We start from the raw sequence: 21,331 nt of genomic DNA on the forward strand, positions 1-21,331 counted from the left end.
TCTCTTAATTAAAAAGGAGAATCTCCTGATACAGTTATACCCATAGATCTAGCTGTTCCAGCGACCATACTCATTGCAGACTCCATTGTGAATGCATTTAAGTCTGGCATCTTGTCTTCAGCAATAGCTCTAATTTGTTCCCAAGTAACACTAGCTACTTTTTTACGATTAGGCTCTCCTGAACCAGATTTTAGCTTTGCAGCTTCCATTAACTGAACTGCTGCTGGAGGAGTTTTTACAACAAAATCAAATGATTTGTCTTTATACACAGTAATTTGTACTGGGCATATTTTGCCAGGTTTATCTTGTGTTCTAGCATTAAATTGCTTACAGAACTCCATGATATTAACCCCAGCAGCTCCTAAAGCAGGTCCAACCGGTGGCGACGGATTCGCAGCACCTCCCTTAACTTGTAGTTTAACTACCTTACTAATTTCTTTAGCCATTTTTTAAAAAATTTAACACTGCAATTATTGGAAGCAATTGTAGTGGTTATTATAGATGTAACAAAAATTATACTTTTTCTACTTGCATAAAACTTAGCTCTAATGGTGTTTTTCTTCCGAAAATCTTAACCATTACTTCTAGCTTACGCTTTTCTTCATTGATTTTTTCAACTGTACCATTGAAACCGTTGAAAGGTCCATCAATTACCTTAATTGTTTCTCCTAGGCTGAAAGGGATTGAACGTGTATCTGTATTTACAGCCAGTTCATCTACCTTACCTAGCATTCTATTCACCTCTGATAGTCTAAGTGGAACAGGTTCACCACCTTTAATTTCACCTAAAAAACCAATTACACTAGTTATTGATTTAATAATATGAGGTATTTCACCAACTAAATTGGCTTCGATCATAACATACCCAGGGAAGTATACTTTATCCTTAGCTATCTTTTTTCCCTCTTTTACAGTTACCACTTTTTCAGTAGGAACTAAAACCTGAGAGACATAATCACCCATACCTAATCTGGCAATTTCAGTTTCGATGTAAGCTTTGACTTTATTCTCTTGTCCGCTTACTGCTCGAACCACATACCACTTTTTCACATTATTATCTGCCATTACAAAAAAATTACGCTTTTATCCAGTTAAAAAATCCAGCCAATGCTTTTGCAAAAAACTCATCTACTCCCCAAGTTGCCAAAGCGAATAAAACTGAAAATACAGCTACTACAATTGTCAATCGTTGTACTTCTGCCCAAGCTGGCCAAGTCACATTTGACTTCAATTCCTCGAATGCTTCTGATATGTAATTAACAACTTTTGTCATGATATATTTTTTATTGCACGGGCGGAGGGATTCGAACCCCCATCAACGGTTTTGGAGACCGCTATTCTACCCTTGAACTACGCCCGTAATTAAAAGCCAGTTTCATCTATTAAGAAATCAACTGGCTTTTTATAGTTTTATTTTATAGGATTATCCTACGATTTCAGTAACTTGACCTGCACCTACAGTTCTACCACCTTCACGGATAGCGAAACGTAAACCAACGCTCATTGCGATTGGGCTTAATAAAGATACATTGATAGTTAAGTTATCTCCTGGCATTACCATCTCTACTCCTTCTGGTAAAGTAATAACTCCTGTTACGTCAGTTGTACGTACGTAGAACTGTGGACGGTAGTTATTATGGAATGGAGTATGACGTCCACCTTCTTCTTTTTTCAAGATATAAACCTCTGCTTTGAAAGTAGCGTGTGGTTTTACTGATCCTGGCTTAATGATAACCATTCCTCTTTTGATAGATTCTTTATCAATACCTCTTAACAATAAACCTACGTTATCTCCAGCTTCACCTCTATCAAGGATTTTACGGAACATCTCAACTCCTGTAATAGTAGAAGTTAATTTATCAGCTCCCATACCAATGATTTCAACAGCATCACCTGTATTAGCAATACCAGTTTCGATACGACCTGTAGCAACAGTTCCACGACCTGTAATTGTAAATACATCTTCAACTGGCATCAAGAATGGTTTTGCTACGTCACGCACTGGCTCTTCGATCCAAGCATCAACAGCTTCCATTAATTCAATGATTTTTGGTACCCAAGCAGGATCATTATTCAATCCTCCTAAAGCAGAACCTTGAACTACAGGACCATTATCTCCATCATATTCGTAGAAAGATAATAAATCTCTGATTTCCATTTCAACAAGCTCTAACAACTCAGCATCATCAACCATATCCACTTTGTTCATGAAAACAACGATTCTTGGAATACCAACCTGACGTCCTAAAAGGATGTGCTCACGAGTTTGTGGCATTGGACCATCTGTAGCAGCAACTACTAAGATAGCTCCATCCATTTGAGCTGCTCCAGTAACCATGTTCTTTACGTAATCCGCGTGACCAGGACAGTCAACGTGAGCGTAGTGACGGTTAGCAGTTTCATACTCAACGTGTGATGTATTAATTGTAATACCTCTTTCTTTCTCCTCTGGAGCGTTATCGATTTGATCAAACGATTTTGCTTGACAGTAACCTGCATCAGACAACACTTTAGTGATTGCTGCAGTTAATGTAGTTTTTCCGTGATCCACGTGTCCAATTGTACCTATGTTTAAGTGCGGTTTGGAACGATTAAAATTCTCCTTTGCCATTTTACTTAATTTTTAATCTTAGTTATATATTAATTTTCAATTTCCTACTTACTTGAGCCAATGTCGGGAATTGAACCCGAGACCTCTTCCTTACCAAGGAAGCACTCTACCCCTGAGCTACACCGGCAGAGTTCCAATTTTCAATTTTAGACTCTTGACTTTAGATTAAAAAACAAAAACTGAATTAAATTCATTTTCTCTTTCAGAAATCTAAATTCTGAAATCATTAATCTGAAATCAAAATTGTGGGGAGAGCAGGATTCGAACCTGCGAAGTTCACACAGCAGATTTACAGTCTGCCCTCGTTGGCCGCTTGAGTATCTCCCCTTTTTTTTATCAATAATTGCATGACCTATTTCAAATCGCATTTGAAACATTTTGAGCCGGCGGAGGGACTCGAACCCACGACCTGCTGATTACAAATCAGCTGCTCTAGCCAACTGAGCTACGCTGGCGTTTTCAATAAAAAAAGTCCGCTATTTCTAACGGACTGCAAATGTAGCTATTTTATCTTTGTATCAAAACTTTTTTTGAAAAAAATTTACATTAAATATGTGTTCTTACCTTTTCTTTCCTTTTTACCAACAATCGTTCAAGTGATTCCGCCGAAAGCTCAACTGCTTCTTCAAAAGTTTTACACTGTTTTTTTACCAAAAAATCATCCCCAGGAACATTAATTTTTATCTCGGCAATTTTATTTTCTTTATCACTGGTTTTTTCAACTTTTAAAAAAACATCTGCCGACACTACCCTGTCGTAATACTTCTCCAATTTATCCATTCTCTCTTGAACGAAATCTACTAATTTTCTGTCAACAGTAAAGTTAACCGCATGAACATCTACCTTCATAATAGTTATTTTAAAATTAAACATTTCAGAATTGTTATTTATTCCTAGGATGCGCATCAGCATATACCTTTTTGAGAGCATTTAAACTACTATGCGTATACACTTGTGTGGATGCCAAACTTGAATGTCCTAACAACTCCTTGACTGAATTTAAATCGGCTCCGTTATTTAGCAAATGAGTCGCAAATGTATGGCGGAGCACATGAGGACTTTTTTTTACTTTTTCGGAGACTTTACTAAAGTATGAATTTATTAATCGATACACAAAGGTTTCATTTAATTTTAACCCTTTTTTAGTAATAAAAAAATAATCTTTATCGACAATATTCTCAACACTTTCACGCTCTTTTACATACAACAAAAACTGATCTGCAATAACTGGTAAAATAGGAATAATACGTTCTTTATTACGTTTCCCTAATACCTTAATTGTTTTAGCAGACGAATCAACATTTACACTCAACAATCCAATTAATTCTGCTCTTCGAATACCTGTAGCATAAAACAAATCGATTATCAATTTATTCCTTATCTCTTCAAAACCAAAAGAACTCTCCATTTGATTTATCAAATCTATTAATTCTTTTTCTGAAAATGGAATTTGTATTGTTTTTGGAGTTTTCAATGCTTTATGCTTCAGCATTGGATTAACCTCTATTTGTTTGATTTTTAAAAGAAACCTATAAAACGCTTTTAAAGAAGCCATTTTACGATTAACAGAAACATTAGACACATTACTATCTACAAGCAAAACAATCCAAGACCTTATCTGACTGTAATTTGCTTTATCAATATTTTCCTGCTCAAAATGAAGTTTATTAAACGACTCAAAAGAAACAATGTCGTTCATATAAGCGTTCAGGGTATGCGGAGAGTATTTTTTCTCTAACTGAAGATATTCCTGAAATGCTTGTTTATTTGTTTTCATAAAATAAAAAAAACCGTTAGCATCAAAGTTATAAAATTTTGATGACTAACGGCATTTATTTCAATATAGATTCTATCTAACTTTCTAAACTATCTTTCATGTTTTGAATGTAGGCAGCTTTTTGAATTTTGATTCTGTTTTTAACAGATGGCTTAATAAAAGCAGTACGTGCTCTTAATTGACGAACTGTTCCTGTTTTATCAAATTTTCTTTTATAGCGCTTTAATGCTCTATCGATATTTTCTCCGTCTTTAATTGGTATAATTAACATAATATTGACACCCCCTTTCGTTAAGTGCGCAAAAGTATATATTTATTATGGATTATGAACCATAATTTTTTAATTATTTTTAAAAAGACACCTATAACAAAGAAATATGAATATCTGTTTACACATTTTTTTATCTCGACGCAACGTTGCGTGAGGGATTGCAGCGGAAATCCTTTTTTGTTCTTTCTTTAAGAACAAAAAAGATTGGAGCAGAAAGCCCGACCACAAAAAAAGAAGCCACTCAACGTAAAATGAATGGCTTCTTTTTTTTGTGGGCACGCCCATATTATACAATTAGTCTTTTAGGATATTTCTTGAAATAACTAATTTCTGAATCTCGGTTGTTCCTTCTCCTATCGTACACAACTTTGAATCTCTGTAGAATTTCTCTACCGGGAAATCTTTTGTATACCCATATCCTCCGTGAATTTGAACTGCTTCATTAGCTACTTTCACACACACCTCTGAGGCGTACATTTTTGCCATTGCTCCCATTGTGGTTACTGGCTTGTGTTGTTGTTTTAAAAATGCTGCTTTATGTAATAACAATTCCGAAGCTTCGATTTCAGTCACCATATCTGCCAACTTAAACGAAATTCCCTGAAAACTACTAATAGGTTGTCCAAACTGATATCTTTCTTTCGAATATTTTAAAGCTGCTTCATAAGCTCCTTTTGCAATTCCTAAAGATAAAGCTCCTATTGAGATTCTTCCTCCATCAAGGATTTTCATAGACTGTATAAATCCTTCTCCAACATTTCCTAAACGATTTGCATCTGGAATTCGGCAATTATCAAAAACCAATTCTGCCGTTTCACTAGCTCGCATTCCTAATTTATTTTCTTTTTTCCCTGATGTAAAACCTGGCATTCCTTTCTCGAATACAAAAGCTGTCATTCCGCGAGAATCTCCTTTTTCTCCTGTGCGTACAATTACTACAGCAATATCGCCGGATTTACCATGGGTAATAAAATTCTTCGCTCCATTTACTATCCAGTGATCTCCATCTTTTACTGCCGTCGTATTCATTCCTCCAGCATCCGAACCTGTATTGTGCTCAGTTAAACCCCAAGCTCCAATATGTTCTGCCGTAGCTAATTTAGGAAGCCATTTTTTCTTTTGCTCTTCGTTACCAAAAGTCAAGATATGATTTGTACATAATGAATTATGAGCAGCAACTGATAATCCTATAGACGGATCAACTTTTGAAATCTCCTCAATAATAGTTATATATTCATGATAACCTAATCCTGACCCACCATATTCTTCTGGAACCAGAACTCCCATAAAGCCCATTGCTCCTAATTCTTTGAATAAGGAGATTGGAAATGTTTGCGCTTCATCCCACTCCATTATATATGGGCGAATATTTTTTTCAGCAAATTCTTTTATGGACTGAGCAATCATAGATTGCGTTTCGTTATAATCAAAATTCATTAGTACATTTTTAGAACTCCAAATATAAACCAATTATTTTTGCTTTTTCAACAGGAAAGCCCTTAATTTTTATCAAATCCTCAATATTCTTAATATTTCCGTTCATACTTCGGTAGGTGACGATTTGTTTTGCCAAGGCATATCGGAAGTAAGGAAAGAGTGCCAGCTCCTTTAAAGACGCATCATTTATAGCTATTTTTTTAAAATTAGTAGTCTCTGTTATTTTAAAATGACTGTTTAAATTTGAAATAACTTCTGGAGAAAGTCCCCAAATATCATCTAGTTGTTCCATCGAGACAAAATAACCATAGCTTTCTTTCTGTTTTAGAATTCGTAAAGAAAGAACCTCTCCGATTCCTGAAACTTTAGTTAAATCTTCTTGGGTGGCGTTATTAATATCTATCTGGATAATTTTTTCTTTTTTAGGAAATATTTTCTGGCTTGGATAATCCTTATATTCTTTTGCTTCTTTCTTATTATTTACCCAATCTGGAAATTTAAAATACGGAATCATCGCACTTAATAATGAATCTGAAATTTTAGTTACATCCTGAAACTCCTTAGGTGTGTTTACGTATTTATTCTCTTTACGAAAAGCTAACAATCTATCTATTTCTTCTACTGACATACCCAACTTATACCCTTTGTAATCGGTAATAAAATTAGGATTGAATAAATAAACTTTTTCTTCTCTATTACTTTCTGCACTTTTAATTGAATCTATTTCGTTTTGTAGAGACATCCATTTTTCTTTTTCAAGAAAGAATTGCGATGGCGAACTAAAATCTGCAAAAAAGTAAATCAACTGCAAAATGATAATTATTGCAAATAGCAAAAAAATACCAATTCGTTGTTCTCGACTAAACTTAAAGTAGGGAGCAATTTTTCTAAAATTCATCTTTGACTTAAACTTAATTTAACTTGAAGTTGTAATGTAAATCAAAAAATTTTAGTTTCGTAGGAAAATATTTAAAATTTTATCATTGAATACAAAACTATTTAAATATCTTGCACAGCAAAATATTCGATTAACAAACAATTTCGCAGAGTTTTAATTATTTTATAACTTAAAATGCACTAATTGTTTTTATTTTTTATAAAAAAGAATACATTTGGAGCTTAATAACAATTAACCAAAATAATATATGTCAATTTGGAAAACTAAACCACTTTCGGTATTGCTTAATGAAGCTTCCGAATCTGAAAAAGGCTTAAAAAGAACCTTATCTTCAGGGTCATTAGTAGCACTAGGTGTAGGTGCAATTATTGGAGCCGGATTATTTTCATTAACCGGAATTGCTGCAGCTGAACATGCTGGCCCTGCAGTTACATTATCTTTTATTCTAGCTGCTATAGGATGTGCTTTTGCAGGTCTTTGTTACGCAGAATTCGCTTCTATGATACCTGTTGCCGGTAGTGCTTACACATATTCTTATGCAACTATGGGTGAATTTATGGCATGGATTATTGGTTGGGATTTAGTTTTAGAATATGCATTAGGAGCCGCAACTGTCGGCGTGAGTTGGTCGCGTTACTTACTCGAATTACTTAATAAATACAACATTCATCTTCCGCATAATTTAATTTGTTCTCCCTGGGAAACATTAAAACTAAGTGACGGAACTGTTATAGAAGGCGGAATAATTAACCTGCCTGCAGTTATCATAGTTTCATTACTTTCATTATTATTAATAAGAGGTACTAAAGAATCTGCTTCTATTAATAATTTCTTGGTTATTTTAAAAGTTACCGTTGTAATTGTTTTCATTGTATTAGGATGGAGCTATATTGATACTGCAAACTACACTCCTTATATTCCTAAAAATACTGGTGTTTTTGGTGAATTTGGATGGTCTGGTATTGCTGCTGGAGCTGGAACTGTATTCTTTGCTTTTATTGGTTTTGACGCTGTTTCTACCGCTGCTCAAGAAGCTAAAAATCCTCAAAAAGGAATGCCAATTGGTATTTTAGGCTCTTTAGTAATCTGTACTATATTATATGTTTTATTTGCTCACGTAATGACTGGTCTTGTACCTTATTATGAGTTTGCTGGTGACGCAAAACCTGCTGCTACTGCATTTGCAAAAACAGGTTATACCTTTTTACAAACTGGTTTAATTGTTGCAATTTTAGCTGGATATACTTCGGTAATATTGGTAATGTTAATGGGGCAAAGCCGTGTATTTTATACTATGAGTAAAGATGGATTATTACCTAAATTTTTCAGCGAAATTCACTCTAAATTCCGTACCCCTTGGAAAACTAATCTTTTCTTCTTAGTATTTGTAAGTTTATTTGCTGGATTTGTTCCTGTAAGCGACTTAGGACATATGGTAAGTATCGGTACTTTATTAGCGTTTGTTTTAGTATGTATTGGCGTTATAGTTATGCGCAAAAAAATGCCAGATGCTCCAAGAGCTTTCAGAACTCCATTGGTTCCTTTTGTACCAATTGCGGGTATCGTAATCTGCTTAGCGTTAATGTATTCTCTGCCAAATGAAAGCTGGGTTAGGCTTGTAATCTGGATGGCTCTAGGCGTTCTTATTTACTTTACTTATGGTAAGAAAAACAGTAAATTAAACAATCCTGATAAATAATATATCTTAATAGAAAAAAGGGATTATAAAGTAATAACTACTTTATAATCCCTTTTTTTATGGAGTAAAATGAATCTATAAATCAAATACAGAAGTTCTTTTGGCACGGACTAAATCTTTTAATCTAATCCAGAATGCTAATGTTAAATATACGCCAAACCACAATCCAGCCGTAACAAAGGATATGTATATAAAAAACAAACGAACACTTGTAACTCGCATTCCTAATTTATCGGCTAATCTAGATGAAACATGAAAGCCATATTTTTCGAAAAAGAATTTAAGTTTGATAATTGCTGACATATATTTGGTAGTTGATTGGCAAAAGTACAAAATAAAACAATTATTATCTCGCTCCCTAGCTTTCTAGTTTCCTTTTAACAACTCCATCCCTACAACACAATCAAGACATCTGCTTTTATTACAATATTCATTTTTTAGCTGTAATAACGATTGGGTTTCAAAAGCATTATGAGCATTAATTTTAAACAATTTAAACTTATCTATAATAGTATTTTTCTCTGGTTTAATTTCATTTAAAACCGCAATTAAGTCTTCCGAGATAGTTTTTCCTTGCTTTTTAGCATAAGCAAACTGCATCGGAATAACCGTATTTACGATAAGTAAATCAACAAACGCTTGTGCTGTTTTTTTCGTCTTAACAGGGCTTATTTTATCAAACTGATAATGGTTTTGCCAATATGGTGCAACAGAAACTAATAACAAATCGTAAATTTCCTTAACTGATTTTAAAGCTATAATCTTAGAAAATAAATTCTGATGTTTATAATACAAATTAGCGAGTTGCGAAAGACGGATTGTCGGGAAATTATCTGGTCTGAGCTTAAAAAACTGCATAGGTTCTACGTAAGTTTTCTCTAGTTGGTATTTATGTAACAGATAAAAATACCTGAATTTTAAATCTTTAAAATAGTTATCCTCTTTATCAACATCTAATAATCCTGCATTCCCAAAAAGTAAAGCTTCTAAATTTTCAACTTCAAAACTTTCTTTTCTGATTATAGTGAATGGAATTGATAGCGCTAACTCTAAAAAGGAGTTTCCGTTGATATTTAAACCGAAATTTTTAGCTAAAAAACAAAACATTACTGCTTCCCAATCATTATTTGTTAGCTCCAACAGATCATAAATAGGCTGTGATTTACGTTCTAATCGCTCAAAAAACAAACGCTCTTGCCAATTTATAAATGAAAAATCATCAATATCTTTAATTTCTTTCTCGCAAAAAATCCATGATTTAGGCGCAATCAGGGTTTTATAGTTTTTAATAATTTCTCCTGAAACATAATTTTTCAAAATCAAAACTGGAACCTCTGAATTGTTTCTATTAAAAATTTCGCTGTCATGCTCCCAAACAACATGAAGAATTACGTTTTCGTATGCTTTATCTTTTTCATGATGATGCAAATACCAATCAGAAGATTTTAGGTGTATCTCAATATTTCCAGCCCATTTTTGGCTACCTATTATAACTTGGGCATTAAAAAAATCAGGACCAGCCAATTCTAAATACTGTCCTATATTAATGATAACAAGGTCTTCGTTATTATAGGTTTTTAGATTTAAAGTATCGAACTTTTTATATTTCCATAGGTAATGCAGAAAATCTTCTTTCATTTTTTAGCCATTTAAAGATTGACTAATGTAATTCAAAAAAAATTAAAAATGAAAGAAAATTACCTCAATAAATATAATTTAGCGCATGCTCGAGCATCTGATAGTGCTTCATGATGATTGAGCTGAATATTCATTTCGCGACAGTAATCGCTTAATTTAGCAGGTTTTAATCCTTTTGCTTTATATATTTTAACAGTACATTCCCAGCGTGAAGCGATATTTAAATCCTCATAGTTCAAGCCATACAATAACATAGACTTTGCCAAAACATTGCGATCAAAGCTTTCGTTATGTGCAACAACGATTCTATTTTCTAAACGTTTCTTGATTTCTGGATATACTTGAGCAAATGATTTTGCATTTATCGTATCCCGTGGATAAATACCATGCACTCTAATTGTAAATGGTGAATATTCATTATTAGGCGGTTTAATTAATGTGACAAACTCGTCTACAATAACTCCATTCTCTACTGTAACTATACCAACTGAACAAGGATGATATCCTGTAGCTGTTTCAAAATCTATGGCAGTAAAAGTCATTATACTAAATTTATAAGCTAAAAATGCCACAAACTCAACGAGCTTTCTCGCTAGATTTGTGGCATTTTAATTTGTTTTGAATTATGTTCTATTTTATAGAACCTATAATATCGTATTTTGTTATAATATGATGGTTTCCGTTTTCTAAATCTACTAAAACTGCATCATTTTCTTTTGTAAACAATTTCGAAACTTCTTCTATCGGTGTTCCTAGTTTTACGATAGGAAATGGTTTTCCCATTACTTCTTTGATAGGTTTTTCGGCTACATTTTTATCAGCTACATAGCTTCTAAATAAATCTGTTTCATCTACTGAACCTACAAATCCTGTAATATCTACTACTGGAATTTGTGAGATTTTATATTTACGCATTCTCTCAATAGCATGCGAAACTAACTCTTCGGTACGTACAACTATTAATTGCTTATCTATATGATCTTTTATAACATCTTCGGCCTTTGTAACGTTTTCTTCTAAAAAACCACGCTCACGCATCCAATCGTCATTAAACATTTTACCTACATAACGGCTTCCCGAATCATGAAAAAGTACCACTACGACATCGTCTTTTGTAAAATGCTCTTTTAGTTGTAACAATCCTTTTATACAAGCTCCTGCAGAATTCCCTACAAAAATCCCTTCTTCGAGTGCAATTTTTCTTGTATAAACTGCCGCATCTTTATCAGTTACTTTTGTAAAACCATCTATCAAGGAAAAGTCAACATTTTTTGGTAAAATATCTTCCCCAATTCCTTCGGTGATGTATGAGTAAATTTCATTTTCATCAAAAATACCTGTTTCATGGTATTTTTTAAAAACTGAACCGTATGTATCTATTCCCCAAATTTTGATGTTTGGGTTCTTTTCTTTTAAGTATTTTGCAACTCCAGATATTGTTCCCCCTGTTCCTACTCCTACCACAAAATGAGTTATTTTCCCATCTGTTTGTTCCCAAATTTCTGGTCCTGTTTGTTCATAATGTGCCAATGCATTCGATGGATTATCATATTGATTTACATACCATGAATTTGGAGTTTCTTCTGCTAATCTTTTTGAAACTGAATAATATGAACGTGGATCTGTTGGCTCAACATCTGTTGGACAAACCACTACTTTTGCACCTACTGCGCGCAAAATATCCATTTTTTCTTTTGATTGCTTATCTGAAATTACACAAATAAGTTTGTATCCTTTTATAATTGCAACCAATGCCAATCCCATTCCTGTATTCCCTGAGGTTCCCTCGATGATAGTTCCTCCTGGTTTTAAGCGTCCATCTGCTTCGGCATCTTCAACCATTTTTACCGCCATTCTATCTTTTACAGAATTTCCTGGATTGAAGGTTTCTACTTTTGCTAAAACCAATGCATCAATTTCTGCTACGGTTTTATTTAGTTTTACTAACGGCGTGTTGCCAATTGTTTCTAAAATATTTTTTGAGTAATTCATTTTATTAAGTTTGGAAATTATACGATCTGATTCCCATTGTTATTAATTAATTTTTATTGGAAGAAATTCCAAACTAAACCAAATCGGATAACAAAATCACGATATGGATTATTAGGCGCGGAATAATAATTACTCTTCGATAATGAGGAGTTAAAATGCTCTGCTTTTAAAAAGATTCGAGTTTGTCTAATTCTGGCGTTTATAAAGAAGTCAAAGTTCGGATAATTTCCGATTTCTTTCTTATTTTGAACAAAAAATTCACCTATTACAGGATTATAATCGTTACCATAATAGCTAGCAAAGTAATTAAACACAATTCCTGTTTGTAAATAAAGTGCTTTCTTGAATAAATAATTAGTGTAATACAATGTATTTCTTGTAACTATTTCTGGTACATTCAGAATAGCATCTGCTTGATCTACTTTTTGGTACAAAACAGTATTATCTAATGCAAATCGTCCGAATTTAAATTCTTTACTTGCCTTTACTTCCAGATAATTAATTGTATTACCATATTGTGCAGGTTTTATAATTTGTGTTTTTAAAGCAGCTTCAGCAGCTGTTGATTGGTCTTCAAAGTATAAATGATCATTTAGTACTGTATATTGAAATGACATATTAACCCATGGTGTAATTGCACTAGCACTTAATGAATTGATTTTTTCATTTTTAAATTTATTCGACCAGTTATATTCTACATAACTACTTTGATATAAATTATAGTTATTATTAGGTAACTTATTTATGTTCTGATACTCAAATAAAAATTTAATTTTATCACTATAATCAAATTTAAGCTTTGCTTCTAAATCTGAAAGTGATTGACTTGTTATTGATCTTGAATACAAAAATCTTCCATTCCATTTGTTTTTTTGATATTCATATTGTCCTCCAAAACTATTAATATCCTGGCTTAATGAACTAGGGATAATTGCTCCATCATCAAAAAGCAAAACTCTTCCGTAATAAGAATTACTTCTGAAATCATCTACAAAAAAATGAAATTTCCCTAACAATACATTTTCATAAGCAACTCCTACCTTATTATACATTTTATTATAATGAGATTGATCATTGATTCCACTTGTTACATAAGAGTTTCCAAATCGAAGTACACTTTCATTACCTACCCTTGATAAAACTGTTGGTTGGTAATATTCGAAATATTTATTTTCATAATTAAACTGGTGTGTTACATACAAATTATTACTTCCTTGTGTTTCATTTATTCTGTATGCATGATCAAAAAATAATCGTTTACCTTTTAAAAACGACTGTGCATCTGTTAAATATACTTCTAGTCTTTGTCGATTTTTAAAGTCTGGGTCACCACTTTCAAAATCTGCTGGCGTTGTTATCCCACCATTCTCTTCATTTGAAATATCCTGATAGGTATAATGTGCATTAATATGGTATTGACCTTTTTTTGTGCTATAACTTGTTGTGAATTTAAAATTCCCTGTACTTGTCAATTGGTTTATATAATTCCCCTCTGATCTTAATCCTTTATATTCGGCAGAAACATTTAATCTTTCTGATAAATTCAAGGTTATAAAAGAATCTAATGTCTGTCCTTTATTAATTGTAGATTTAAAATACAATTCGGTTAAAGGAGTTGCAACCGAATAATACTGAACATCATTAGCTTCTAGAAAATTAAAATGTTTGGCTTTGAACCCCATTTCGGGATAAGGAGTAAAGTTGGTTAAGCTATATTGTAATGTATTATATGTTTGTCCGATATTAGAAAACGGCAAAAGTCCAAAATTATCTTTTCGTAGATAATTATGTTTGTACTCGTTTTGAATTGTAAGCGACGTATCTACATAAGTTGTATCACGTTCCAAGGTTATATAACGGTATTGATCTATTCTTGCAACCTTCTTTTTGGCTTTTATTGTATCGTTAAGACCACGATGTTCCCCATTCATTTCTAATGGTTTTACCTGAGAAAATAATAGTGTGGGTAGTACTAAAAGATAAATTAAAAAGAGAATTCTCATTTGAAAGGGTTATATATAGATATTATTTTTGACTATTTTAGTGTGGCAAAGGTAAATTATAAAAACGTATAAATAAAAAAACACAATAGATTAATATAAAAACGCAATCATTCCTATTTTATGCAAGAACCCCGATTACAAAATGTAATCGGGGTTCTAAAAACTCAAAATATTTATTGTTTATTCTTTCAATTTTTATCTTGATTTATTATTATCAAGACTAGAATTTATCCCAGAATATTTTAGTATTCATTAAGTCACCACCAATAGCAGCAGCAGCTTTATTATAGTTTGTACCATTTACTGATTGCTCAATTCCTGGATATGTATATCTTACTGGAACTGTTAATATGTTTTTATTTATAGCAGCAGTAGGTGATTTTAATTTTGGAAAATCTAATCTTCTGAATGAAGTCCATGCCTCAAATCCTCTATTATAAAGTGCATACCAAGCTTGCATACCTATTTTTTCTTGCCAAGTAGCCCCACTTAATACGTTTAAATAATTTACTTTAGGCTGGCTCAAATAAGTCGTAATACTAGCTGCTGGCACTCCCCAATCTGTCATTGAAGCAGTAATCCCTGCATCATAATAAACTTTGGCTTGAGCCGAACCACCAGGAATTAAAGTTTTCTCAGCTGCTTCTGCCAATAAAAATTGTAATTCAGCATAATCAATCAATGTACCTGGGTAAGCAGGATTATTTAACGTAGCAGTTATACGAGAAGAAGCCTCAAAAACGTTAGCCTCTCCAAAAGTACCTCCAGTAAAAGTTCTTCCAGGAGGAATAACTGGAGCTGGTTTAGTAGCATTAACAAAATATTTCGTCATCCTTGGATCTCCACCTGGCACAACAGCATCCATTGCTGCCACAAAAGTCTCAGCAGGAACAAAATCATTTCTATTACTTACAACCAAATCAGCGTATAACGGATTTTGATTACCTGATGTTGTTAAGTAAATCAATTTTGTAGTATCAGCATTACCAGTCATTATTCCAGAAGCAAGAGCTGCCTGAAGTTCTGTAGCTGCATATGCAGGCTCTACATCAGATATATTTACAGCTAATCTTACGATTAATGAATTGGCAAACTTTACCCATTTTTTATTACTAGCAGCATTTCCTGAGTAAATAATATCAGCTGTTCCAAAATTTGCAGTTGCATCATTTTTTTTCAATACAGCCACATCTTTAGTCAATCTTACAATAAGATCTTTGTAAATTGTTTTAGCATCATCATAAGCTGGTAAAGGATTATTTACAATATCTCCTACTTGAGAGTAAGGAACATCTCCAAAAGTATCTACCAGAATACTATATGTATAAACTTCAAAAATATCAATAAGAGCTAATCTATTCTGATTAATGATAGCTGCTTCTTCAGTTTCGGTAACTTGAGCTTTAATCATCCCTTTAGCATCATATAAATCTGCTAAGACATCTCTATACAAAACACGAAAATGATTATCTGGAATTTTTCTTCCTGTAAGATCAAATTGACTTTCATTTGGATAAGTCGTTTCCGCCCATTGTTGTGATAATAATCTAAAAACGTTTAAATTTACACTAGTGCTTGCCATTTGATCTACTAATTTCTTTTGAGCATTAGTAAACATATATTCTGGCTTGGTCGATGTTGGTTTTTTAGGATCAACATTCATATCTGTAATATCAGTACTACATGAGATAGTGATACTAACAAAAGATATTAATAGAAGTATTTTTTTCATGATTTAGAATTTTAATGTTAGGTTACAACCAATATTTCTTGTTGTAGGTAGTGAACCTCCTGAGTAACCTGAAGATAAGTTACCAGAACTAAGACCACTTTCTGGATCTGCATCTGGAAGATTTTTATGAATTATCCATAAGTTAGAACCTATTAAAGAAAGTCTTAAATCAGTTAATTTCATTTTTGAAACCAATGATGAAGGGAAACTATATGTAATAGTTACTTCTCTTAATTTAATATAGCTAGCATCATATACAAAAGCTTTCTGTGGATTTTTAGTATATCCATAAATACCTCCTGCCACTTCTGGTCCTGGTGTTCTAGTTGTATTAGGAGTACCATCTTCATTTACACCTGGAAGTATAACTCCACCACCATTAGCTAATGTATTTCTTACTGGGTTTCCTAACTCATTAAATCCTGCAGTAGACTCATATAAACCAGAATTTTGTCCGTAGTATTGATCTAGAGAGAAAATATCTCCTCCTTTTTGCATATCAATTAAGAAACCTAATGAAACTTGCTTGTAAGTAAATTTATTACGGATTCCACCAATCCAGTCTGGAGTAACATTCCCGATAACATTAGTAACTGACTCAGTCATTAAATAAGTTCCACCTTTAGTAACTTTTTGCCCATCAGCAGCATATACATAATCTTTACCAATAATATCACCAAAAGCGTGACCTGGTTTTGCAATTATATTTACCCCACCTTGAAAAGATCCTAATGTTAATGTTTCAATACCAGGAGCTAAATCCTTGATTGTATTTTCGTTTTTAGACCAGTTTACAAAAACGTCCCATTGAAAATCTTTCAATTTTACAGGAGTTAAATTAAGCTGTACCTCGATACCTTTATTCTCCACAGATCCAGCATTTGCATATCTTGAAGAATATCCTGTTGATGTAGAATAATCTACAGGGAAGATTTGATCAGAACTTAAACTTTTATACACACTCACCTCAAATCCAGCTCTTCTATCAAAGAATTGCATTTCTAAACCAAGCTCTTCTGATTTCGTTTTTACAGTATGTAAATCTGGATTAGCACTTATGTTTGGTCTTGAGTACAATGGACTTGAACCAAAATTATTGAATTTACTAAAAACACTTTGTAATGAATACAAATCAATATTTCCTTGTGGATTTTCAGCATAACTCGCTCTAAATTTACCAAAAGTTAACCATGGCTGATTGACATGATTTGTAAAAACATAACTAGCAGAAGTAGAGAATGTATTTACTGAGTTACCTCCTTTTGGTAATGTAGAGAATACATCATTACGTACCGTTCCGTCTAAGAATAAAAAATCTTTATATCCCAAAGAAACAGAAGCATAAGCACTATTTACTCCCGAATTATCTTCTTCCTCTACAGGATACGGAGATGGGCTTAGAGAATTTGACAATGCAAAAATTCCAGGTATAATAAGACCTCCATCTGTAGAAGCAAGTGTCGAAGTACGTCTTGTTCTTAAAGCATTAAGCCCTGCTAAACCATTTAATGAAATATTCTCCGTAAGCTTTTTATTGAAATTCAAAGTAAGTTGGTAGTTTTGCTCAGAAAACATACCTGCATATTTTTGATATCCTGAACCTACAGCTAACCTGTTAATTCCGAATGTAGCATTTAGAGATCCAACTGCTTTTCTTTCTTCACGTAATTCAGAATAACTATCTGTACTAGCTTTTCCTGTTACAGATAACCAATCAGCAACTTTATAATCTAATTGAGCATATCCTATAAAACGATTTCTCTCATCAGATTGGTAATTTTTATATCTTGTAAAATAAGGATTATCCGCATATTTTGCATTAGTAAGACCATTAGCAGGATTATCCATATTCCAAGAAATGTTTTGCCCTCCAGAATTCTCAAAAACTTCCTTTTGAGCTTTTATATCAACATTGGTAGCCCACCACTGACGGAATGATCCCATGATGTTGTCTCCACCATATCCGGTTGTATTTCTACCAACTGTAGTTTGTGCCATATAATTTGCAAATGCACTAGCTGATAATTTATCCGTAAACTTGTGATTAATTTTAAGGCTTATATTATTTTTCTTTAATTCACTATTTGGTAATATACCGTTTTCTTTATAGTTGTTGTAGTTCAAAACAAAATTAGTTTTGTCTGTACCATCCTCTATAGAGATAGAGTTATTGAAAGTTGTAGCTGATTGAAAGAATGTAATAGGCCCATTATCAGCTGCTTTCCATGCTGTTTTTTTTCCGTAATTTGGAGAGTATTTAGTATAAGCATCCCATTGATAAACAGAAAGGTTTGGATCAAAAGCAACACCATAAGAAGCATCATCTTTTGTAGTAGCAACTTGATTTCCATTACTATCTATAGTAAAAAAAGCTCCTGTTGGTCCAACTGGAATTCCTTTTGGATTACCATTCTCATCATAAGTAGGTCCGTAACCTTGTCCATATTTATTTTGGTAAACAGGAAAAGTTTTTTTATCAACAGTACCTACTGTAAATTCACTAGAAATAGTTACTCCCATTCCTTTTCTTGCTTTACCTTTTTTGGTTGTAATCATGATTACCCCATTACCAGCTTGCCATCTGTATAATGCAGCAGCAGCAGCACCTTTTAATATGTTCAATGTCTCGATATCATCAGGATTAATATCCATCGCTGCATTACCATAATCATATGTATTACGAGCTCCTTCAGTTTGCTTACCTACACTTGAGTTCGTATTAGCATTATTAATTGGCATACCATCTATTACGATAAGCATCTGGTTATCTCCTGTAAGATTCTTAACCCCTCTAGAAACTACGTTTGTAGAACCTCCAAAGTTGGTATTTTTTCTGATGTTTACACCAGCTGCTTTACCTGAAAGCTCATTAAGAAAGTTTCCACTTGCAGCACCTGAATTCAAATCAGAACCTTTAATCTCTTGCGAAGCGTAACCTAAAGATTTTTTCTCTCTTTTAATCCCTAACGCTGTTACTACAACACCTTCTAGTTCAACTGATGAACTTGCTAACTTTGCATTTACTGTTGCTGAAGTAGCTGTAATTTCTTGAGTTTTCATCCCAATATAACTAAATACCAAGACTTGGCTTGGGGTTGCTTTGATAGAGTATTTTCCATCAAAATCAGTTTGCGTTCCTGCTTGTGTTCCTTTAACTAATACACTCACACCTGGCAAAGGCATTCCTGCATTATCGGAAACAATTCCAGAAACAGTTCTTTCTTGCGCAATGGTAAGTTGCGTCATAAGTACTACTAGTAGCACTAAGAATCCGTTAAACTTTAGTTTCATTTTTTTAATTTTGAATTAGTATGTCGCAAACATCATAATAATTTCTTAAAATAACAAGCAAAACTAAACGCTTGGAAAGTTTTTTTTAATATTTCCTTAACACTACCCCGTATCAACTCAGTAAATTAGTAGATAAATAGCATTATCCCTAATTTTATCTTTAAAATACTAAGGTTTATTTAATATTTATTTTAACAAATAATTAACAAATAAAGTAAGTTTTTTCTTAATTGAAATTTAAAGAAATTAACACGTAAGTAGTAATTAACCTACGTAAAAATCATAATTTTGAAACATTTCAAACTCAAAATGTTTTATTAAAAGCACTTTTAAAATCATTTATCAACTTTTTTCTAAATCTGATTACTTTAATCTTTATAAGTCATGAGATCTATTTAGAGTATATTTTAACTCTTACTATTTAATTATTCACCAATTAATTATTATCACAAAAAAAAACTGCCCAAAATATTTTGGGCAGTTTTCAATAATTTATTTAAACTCTAAAGTTCGTTTTGTTTTACTAATGGGTTTGCATTAATTTCATCTCTTGGAATTAACCATTGCCATCTTTTATCTGTTGGTAATACAATCATAACACCGTTTGTAATTGAAGAATCATGATTAGCTCCCGTTCTATCTAAAGCAGAATTAGTTCTCTTTAAATCAAAAAATCTAAATCCTTCTCCCCATAATTCTATTCGTCTTTGTAATAATATTTCATCAACTAAAGTTTGCCCCGTATTAGTAGACAAAACATATTCAGGGTTTCTAGCTTTTTCCAAATCAAAAAGAATTGTAGCAGCATCTGGCTGTCCTAACCTTGCTTTTGCCTCAGCTTCTATAAGATACATTTCAGCTGCACGCATATAAGGCACATCACATCTACTATCTCCTGCACTTATTGATAAGAATTTTTGGCTTGTATATGGAAACTTAGCAAAATTGCTTGCAAGCGAAAGACTTGGATGATTACCATCTACACTAAAAATAGTTGAGCGTACATCTGTTGATGGAATCAAATTATACAATTTACTATTAATTGCTTTAGGACAAGAGCGTATAACTGTTGAGCTAAAATTTCTAGACATATAAGCACCAAAATTCCCAAAATACAGAGTTTGAACTTCATTAATATGACTACCCCACATCCACTCTTTATTGTTAAAATCATTAAAACCTGCTCCGTAATCTGCAATAGACATTAAGTTCATTCCTGTCCTGGCTTTATTAGCATAATCAGCAGCAATAGCCCAATTTCCTTGAGTTAAGGCTACACGCGCTTTTAATCCTTGAGCTACTTTTAAGTTTAAATGAGAATTATTTAATCTTGTATATCCTACTAACAGAATATTAGCTTCATCTAAATCTTTATTTATTTGAGCATACACTTCTTCTACTGTAGAACGCGGAAAATTCTCATTCCCTACGGTTAAAATAATCGGAACCCCTAATTGAGAGTTAGTTTCTCCATTTACATATCTCTTGCCATATAATTGTACTAATTGAAAATGACAAAAAGCACGATACAGCAAAGCTTGCCCTTTTACAATATTCTTATTGGCAATAGTTCCTATAGCAGCATCAGTAGCATTAATAATAGTATTAGCATTTCTTATTATCCTGTAATATGTTCGATAAGGAAAACGAAGATCTTGAGAATTTTCATTGCTTAATCCATTCCAGTTGTAAACTTGCAAAAACCAACTATTTGTTATAGGAAACACAACATCATCCCCTACAATATCAGTTTGCTGCATTAGTCCTCCCAAACCACTTTCGTTTTGATTACCTTCATATGTAATGTACAGAGATCTGTGAATACCATTTAAGAAAGTCATAAGATTTTCTGTCGTTTTGGTTGCTCCCTCGTAGTCTACAAACTCGGTAGGTTTTTTTTCTGAAAAATCCTCTGAACAAGACCCCAGAGCAACTATTACTATTATAAAAAATATTTGTTTTATAAAATTTGACTTCATATT

At 32.8% G+C, this 21,331-nt stretch carries 18 protein-coding genes and 4 tRNA genes; 1 reads left to right on the top strand and 21 read right to left on the bottom strand.

Translation table 11 applies throughout. From position 1 onward, the window contains the following. Positions 1–8: 8 nt before the first annotated feature. From rplK to IW20_RS04030, 13 genes are all read right to left on the bottom strand, one after another. Positions 9–446: a 50S ribosomal protein L11 gene (rplK, locus tag IW20_RS03970; protein ID WP_035619182.1), complete on the bottom strand. Its 438-nt coding sequence runs from the start codon at positions 444–446 to the stop codon at positions 9–11. A 67-nt stretch (positions 447–513) separates the two neighbouring features. After that, positions 514–1,065 (bottom strand): transcription termination/antitermination protein NusG, encoded by a 552-nt coding sequence (gene nusG / locus IW20_RS03975; protein WP_035619185.1) that lies wholly within the window; start codon positions 1,063–1,065, stop codon positions 514–516. 10 nt (positions 1,066–1,075) lie between these two features. Beyond that, the gene (secE, locus tag IW20_RS03980) at positions 1,076–1,273 is read right to left on the bottom strand and encodes a preprotein translocase subunit SecE (RefSeq protein ID WP_035619188.1); all 198 of its coding nucleotides are present in this window, start codon (positions 1,271–1,273) and stop codon (positions 1,076–1,078) included. Between the two features lie 16 nt (positions 1,274–1,289). Continuing rightward, a tRNA-Trp gene (locus IW20_RS03985) sits at positions 1,290–1,360 on the bottom strand. 63 nt (positions 1,361–1,423) lie between these two features. After that, positions 1,424–2,611 (bottom strand): elongation factor Tu, encoded by a 1,188-nt coding sequence (gene tuf / locus IW20_RS03990; protein WP_035619191.1) that lies wholly within the window; start codon positions 2,609–2,611, stop codon positions 1,424–1,426. A 55-nt stretch (positions 2,612–2,666) separates the two neighbouring features. Beyond that, positions 2,667–2,738 (bottom strand) — tRNA-Thr (locus tag IW20_RS03995). A gap of 119 nt (positions 2,739–2,857) precedes the next feature. Continuing rightward, positions 2,858–2,938, bottom strand: a tRNA-Tyr gene (locus tag IW20_RS04000). Between the two features lie 54 nt (positions 2,939–2,992). Beyond that, positions 2,993–3,066, bottom strand: a tRNA-Thr gene (locus IW20_RS04005). Between the two features lie 91 nt (positions 3,067–3,157). Beyond that, positions 3,158–3,460, bottom strand: a complete 303-nt coding sequence (gene hpf, locus IW20_RS04010) for a ribosome hibernation-promoting factor, HPF/YfiA family (protein ID WP_035619362.1) — start codon at positions 3,458–3,460, stop codon at positions 3,158–3,160. 34 nt (positions 3,461–3,494) lie between these two features. Next, positions 3,495–4,388 (bottom strand): tyrosine-type recombinase/integrase, encoded by an 894-nt coding sequence (locus tag IW20_RS04015; protein WP_035619194.1) that lies wholly within the window; start codon positions 4,386–4,388, stop codon positions 3,495–3,497. Positions 4,389–4,464: 76 nt separating this feature from the next. Beyond that, positions 4,465–4,659, bottom strand: coding sequence for a 30S ribosomal protein S21 (gene rpsU / locus IW20_RS04020; RefSeq protein WP_035619195.1), 195 nt, complete (start codon positions 4,657–4,659; stop codon positions 4,465–4,467). A 294-nt stretch (positions 4,660–4,953) separates the two neighbouring features. Next, positions 4,954–6,096 (bottom strand): acyl-CoA dehydrogenase family protein, encoded by a 1,143-nt coding sequence (locus tag IW20_RS04025; RefSeq protein ID WP_035619196.1) that lies wholly within the window; start codon positions 6,094–6,096, stop codon positions 4,954–4,956. A gap of 10 nt (positions 6,097–6,106) precedes the next feature. Then, a complete protein-coding gene (locus IW20_RS04030) occupies positions 6,107–6,994 on the bottom strand; it encodes a ComEA family DNA-binding protein (protein ID WP_035619197.1) in 888 nt (295 codons plus the stop codon). A gap of 247 nt (positions 6,995–7,241) precedes the next feature. Here IW20_RS04030 and IW20_RS04035 point away from each other — a divergent pair, with 247 nt between their 5' ends. Beyond that, positions 7,242–8,693, top strand: coding sequence for an amino acid permease (locus IW20_RS04035; protein ID WP_035619199.1), 1,452 nt, complete (start codon positions 7,242–7,244; stop codon positions 8,691–8,693). A gap of 75 nt (positions 8,694–8,768) precedes the next feature. Here IW20_RS04035 and IW20_RS04040 read toward each other — a convergent pair whose 3' ends face one another. The 8 genes from IW20_RS04040 to IW20_RS04075 form a co-directional block, all read right to left on the bottom strand. Beyond that, positions 8,769–8,996 carry a hypothetical protein gene (locus IW20_RS04040; RefSeq protein ID WP_035619202.1) on the bottom strand — a complete coding sequence of 76 codons (228 nt, stop codon included), beginning with the start codon at positions 8,994–8,996 and terminating at the stop codon, positions 8,769–8,771. Positions 8,997–9,059: 63 nt separating this feature from the next. Continuing rightward, positions 9,060–10,331: a DUF2851 family protein gene (locus IW20_RS04045; RefSeq protein WP_035619203.1), complete on the bottom strand. Its 1,272-nt coding sequence runs from the start codon at positions 10,329–10,331 to the stop codon at positions 9,060–9,062. A 59-nt stretch (positions 10,332–10,390) separates the two neighbouring features. Continuing rightward, entirely contained in the window at positions 10,391–10,873 is a 483-nt protein-coding gene (locus IW20_RS04050) for a 3'-5' exonuclease (protein WP_035619205.1), read from the bottom strand. An 88-nt stretch (positions 10,874–10,961) separates the two neighbouring features. Further along, positions 10,962–12,323 (bottom strand): pyridoxal-phosphate dependent enzyme, encoded by a 1,362-nt coding sequence (locus tag IW20_RS04055; protein ID WP_035619208.1) that lies wholly within the window; start codon positions 12,321–12,323, stop codon positions 10,962–10,964. Positions 12,324–12,376: 53 nt separating this feature from the next. Beyond that, entirely contained in the window at positions 12,377–14,326 is a 1,950-nt protein-coding gene (locus IW20_RS04060; protein ID WP_035619210.1) for a putative porin, read from the bottom strand. Between the two features lie 220 nt (positions 14,327–14,546). Continuing rightward, positions 14,547–16,058 carry a SusD/RagB family nutrient-binding outer membrane lipoprotein gene (locus tag IW20_RS04065; protein ID WP_035619213.1) on the bottom strand — a complete coding sequence of 504 codons (1,512 nt, stop codon included), beginning with the start codon at positions 16,056–16,058 and terminating at the stop codon, positions 14,547–14,549. Between the two features lie 3 nt (positions 16,059–16,061). Continuing rightward, complete coding sequence (locus IW20_RS04070; protein ID WP_035619215.1) at positions 16,062–19,349, bottom strand: SusC/RagA family TonB-linked outer membrane protein; 3,288 nt, start codon at positions 19,347–19,349, stop codon at positions 16,062–16,064. Between the two features lie 503 nt (positions 19,350–19,852). After that, the gene (locus IW20_RS04075) at positions 19,853–21,328 is read right to left on the bottom strand and encodes a RagB/SusD family nutrient uptake outer membrane protein (RefSeq protein ID WP_051885538.1); all 1,476 of its coding nucleotides are present in this window, start codon (positions 21,326–21,328) and stop codon (positions 19,853–19,855) included. Positions 21,329–21,331 lie beyond the last annotated feature (3 nt).

Origin of the sequence: Flavobacterium hydatis (assembly GCF_000737695.1) — a bacterium.
Taxonomy (GTDB): domain Bacteria; phylum Bacteroidota; class Bacteroidia; order Flavobacteriales; family Flavobacteriaceae; genus Flavobacterium; species Flavobacterium hydatis.

What these genes read in the sequence shown, in the direction of transcription:
- rplK (WP_035619182.1), bottom strand. Translation starts at nt 446, where the DNA reads ATGGCTAAAGAAATTAGTAAGGTAGTTAAACTACAAGTTAAGGGAGGT.
- nusG (WP_035619185.1), bottom strand. Translation starts at nt 1,065, where the DNA reads ATGGCAGATAATAATGTGAAAAAGTGGTATGTGGTTCGAGCAGTAAGC.
- secE (WP_035619188.1), bottom strand. Translation starts at nt 1,273, where the DNA reads ATGACAAAAGTTGTTAATTACATATCAGAAGCATTCGAGGAATTGAAG.
- tuf (WP_035619191.1), bottom strand. Translation starts at nt 2,611, where the DNA reads ATGGCAAAGGAGAATTTTAATCGTTCCAAACCGCACTTAAACATAGGT.
- hpf (WP_035619362.1), bottom strand. Translation starts at nt 3,460, where the DNA reads ATGAAGGTAGATGTTCATGCGGTTAACTTTACTGTTGACAGAAAATTA.
- IW20_RS04015 (WP_035619194.1), bottom strand. Translation starts at nt 4,388, where the DNA reads ATGAAAACAAATAAACAAGCATTTCAGGAATATCTTCAGTTAGAGAAA.
- rpsU (WP_035619195.1), bottom strand. Translation starts at nt 4,659, where the DNA reads ATGTTAATTATACCAATTAAAGACGGAGAAAATATCGATAGAGCATTA.
- IW20_RS04025 (WP_035619196.1), bottom strand. Translation starts at nt 6,096, where the DNA reads ATGAATTTTGATTATAACGAAACGCAATCTATGATTGCTCAGTCCATA.
- IW20_RS04030 (WP_035619197.1), bottom strand. Translation starts at nt 6,994, where the DNA reads ATGAATTTTAGAAAAATTGCTCCCTACTTTAAGTTTAGTCGAGAACAA.
- IW20_RS04035 (WP_035619199.1), top strand. Translation starts at nt 7,242, where the DNA reads ATGTCAATTTGGAAAACTAAACCACTTTCGGTATTGCTTAATGAAGCT.
- IW20_RS04040 (WP_035619202.1), bottom strand. Translation starts at nt 8,996, where the DNA reads ATGTCAGCAATTATCAAACTTAAATTCTTTTTCGAAAAATATGGCTTT.
- IW20_RS04045 (WP_035619203.1), bottom strand. Translation starts at nt 10,331, where the DNA reads ATGAAAGAAGATTTTCTGCATTACCTATGGAAATATAAAAAGTTCGAT.
- IW20_RS04050 (WP_035619205.1), bottom strand. Translation starts at nt 10,873, where the DNA reads ATGACTTTTACTGCCATAGATTTTGAAACAGCTACAGGATATCATCCT.
- IW20_RS04055 (WP_035619208.1), bottom strand. Translation starts at nt 12,323, where the DNA reads ATGAATTACTCAAAAAATATTTTAGAAACAATTGGCAACACGCCGTTA.
- IW20_RS04060 (WP_035619210.1), bottom strand. Translation starts at nt 14,326, where the DNA reads ATGAGAATTCTCTTTTTAATTTATCTTTTAGTACTACCCACACTATTA.
- IW20_RS04065 (WP_035619213.1), bottom strand. Translation starts at nt 16,058, where the DNA reads ATGAAAAAAATACTTCTATTAATATCTTTTGTTAGTATCACTATCTCA.
- IW20_RS04070 (WP_035619215.1), bottom strand. Translation starts at nt 19,349, where the DNA reads ATGAAACTAAAGTTTAACGGATTCTTAGTGCTACTAGTAGTACTTATG.
- IW20_RS04075 (WP_051885538.1), bottom strand. Translation starts at nt 21,328, where the DNA reads ATGAAGTCAAATTTTATAAAACAAATATTTTTTATAATAGTAATAGTT.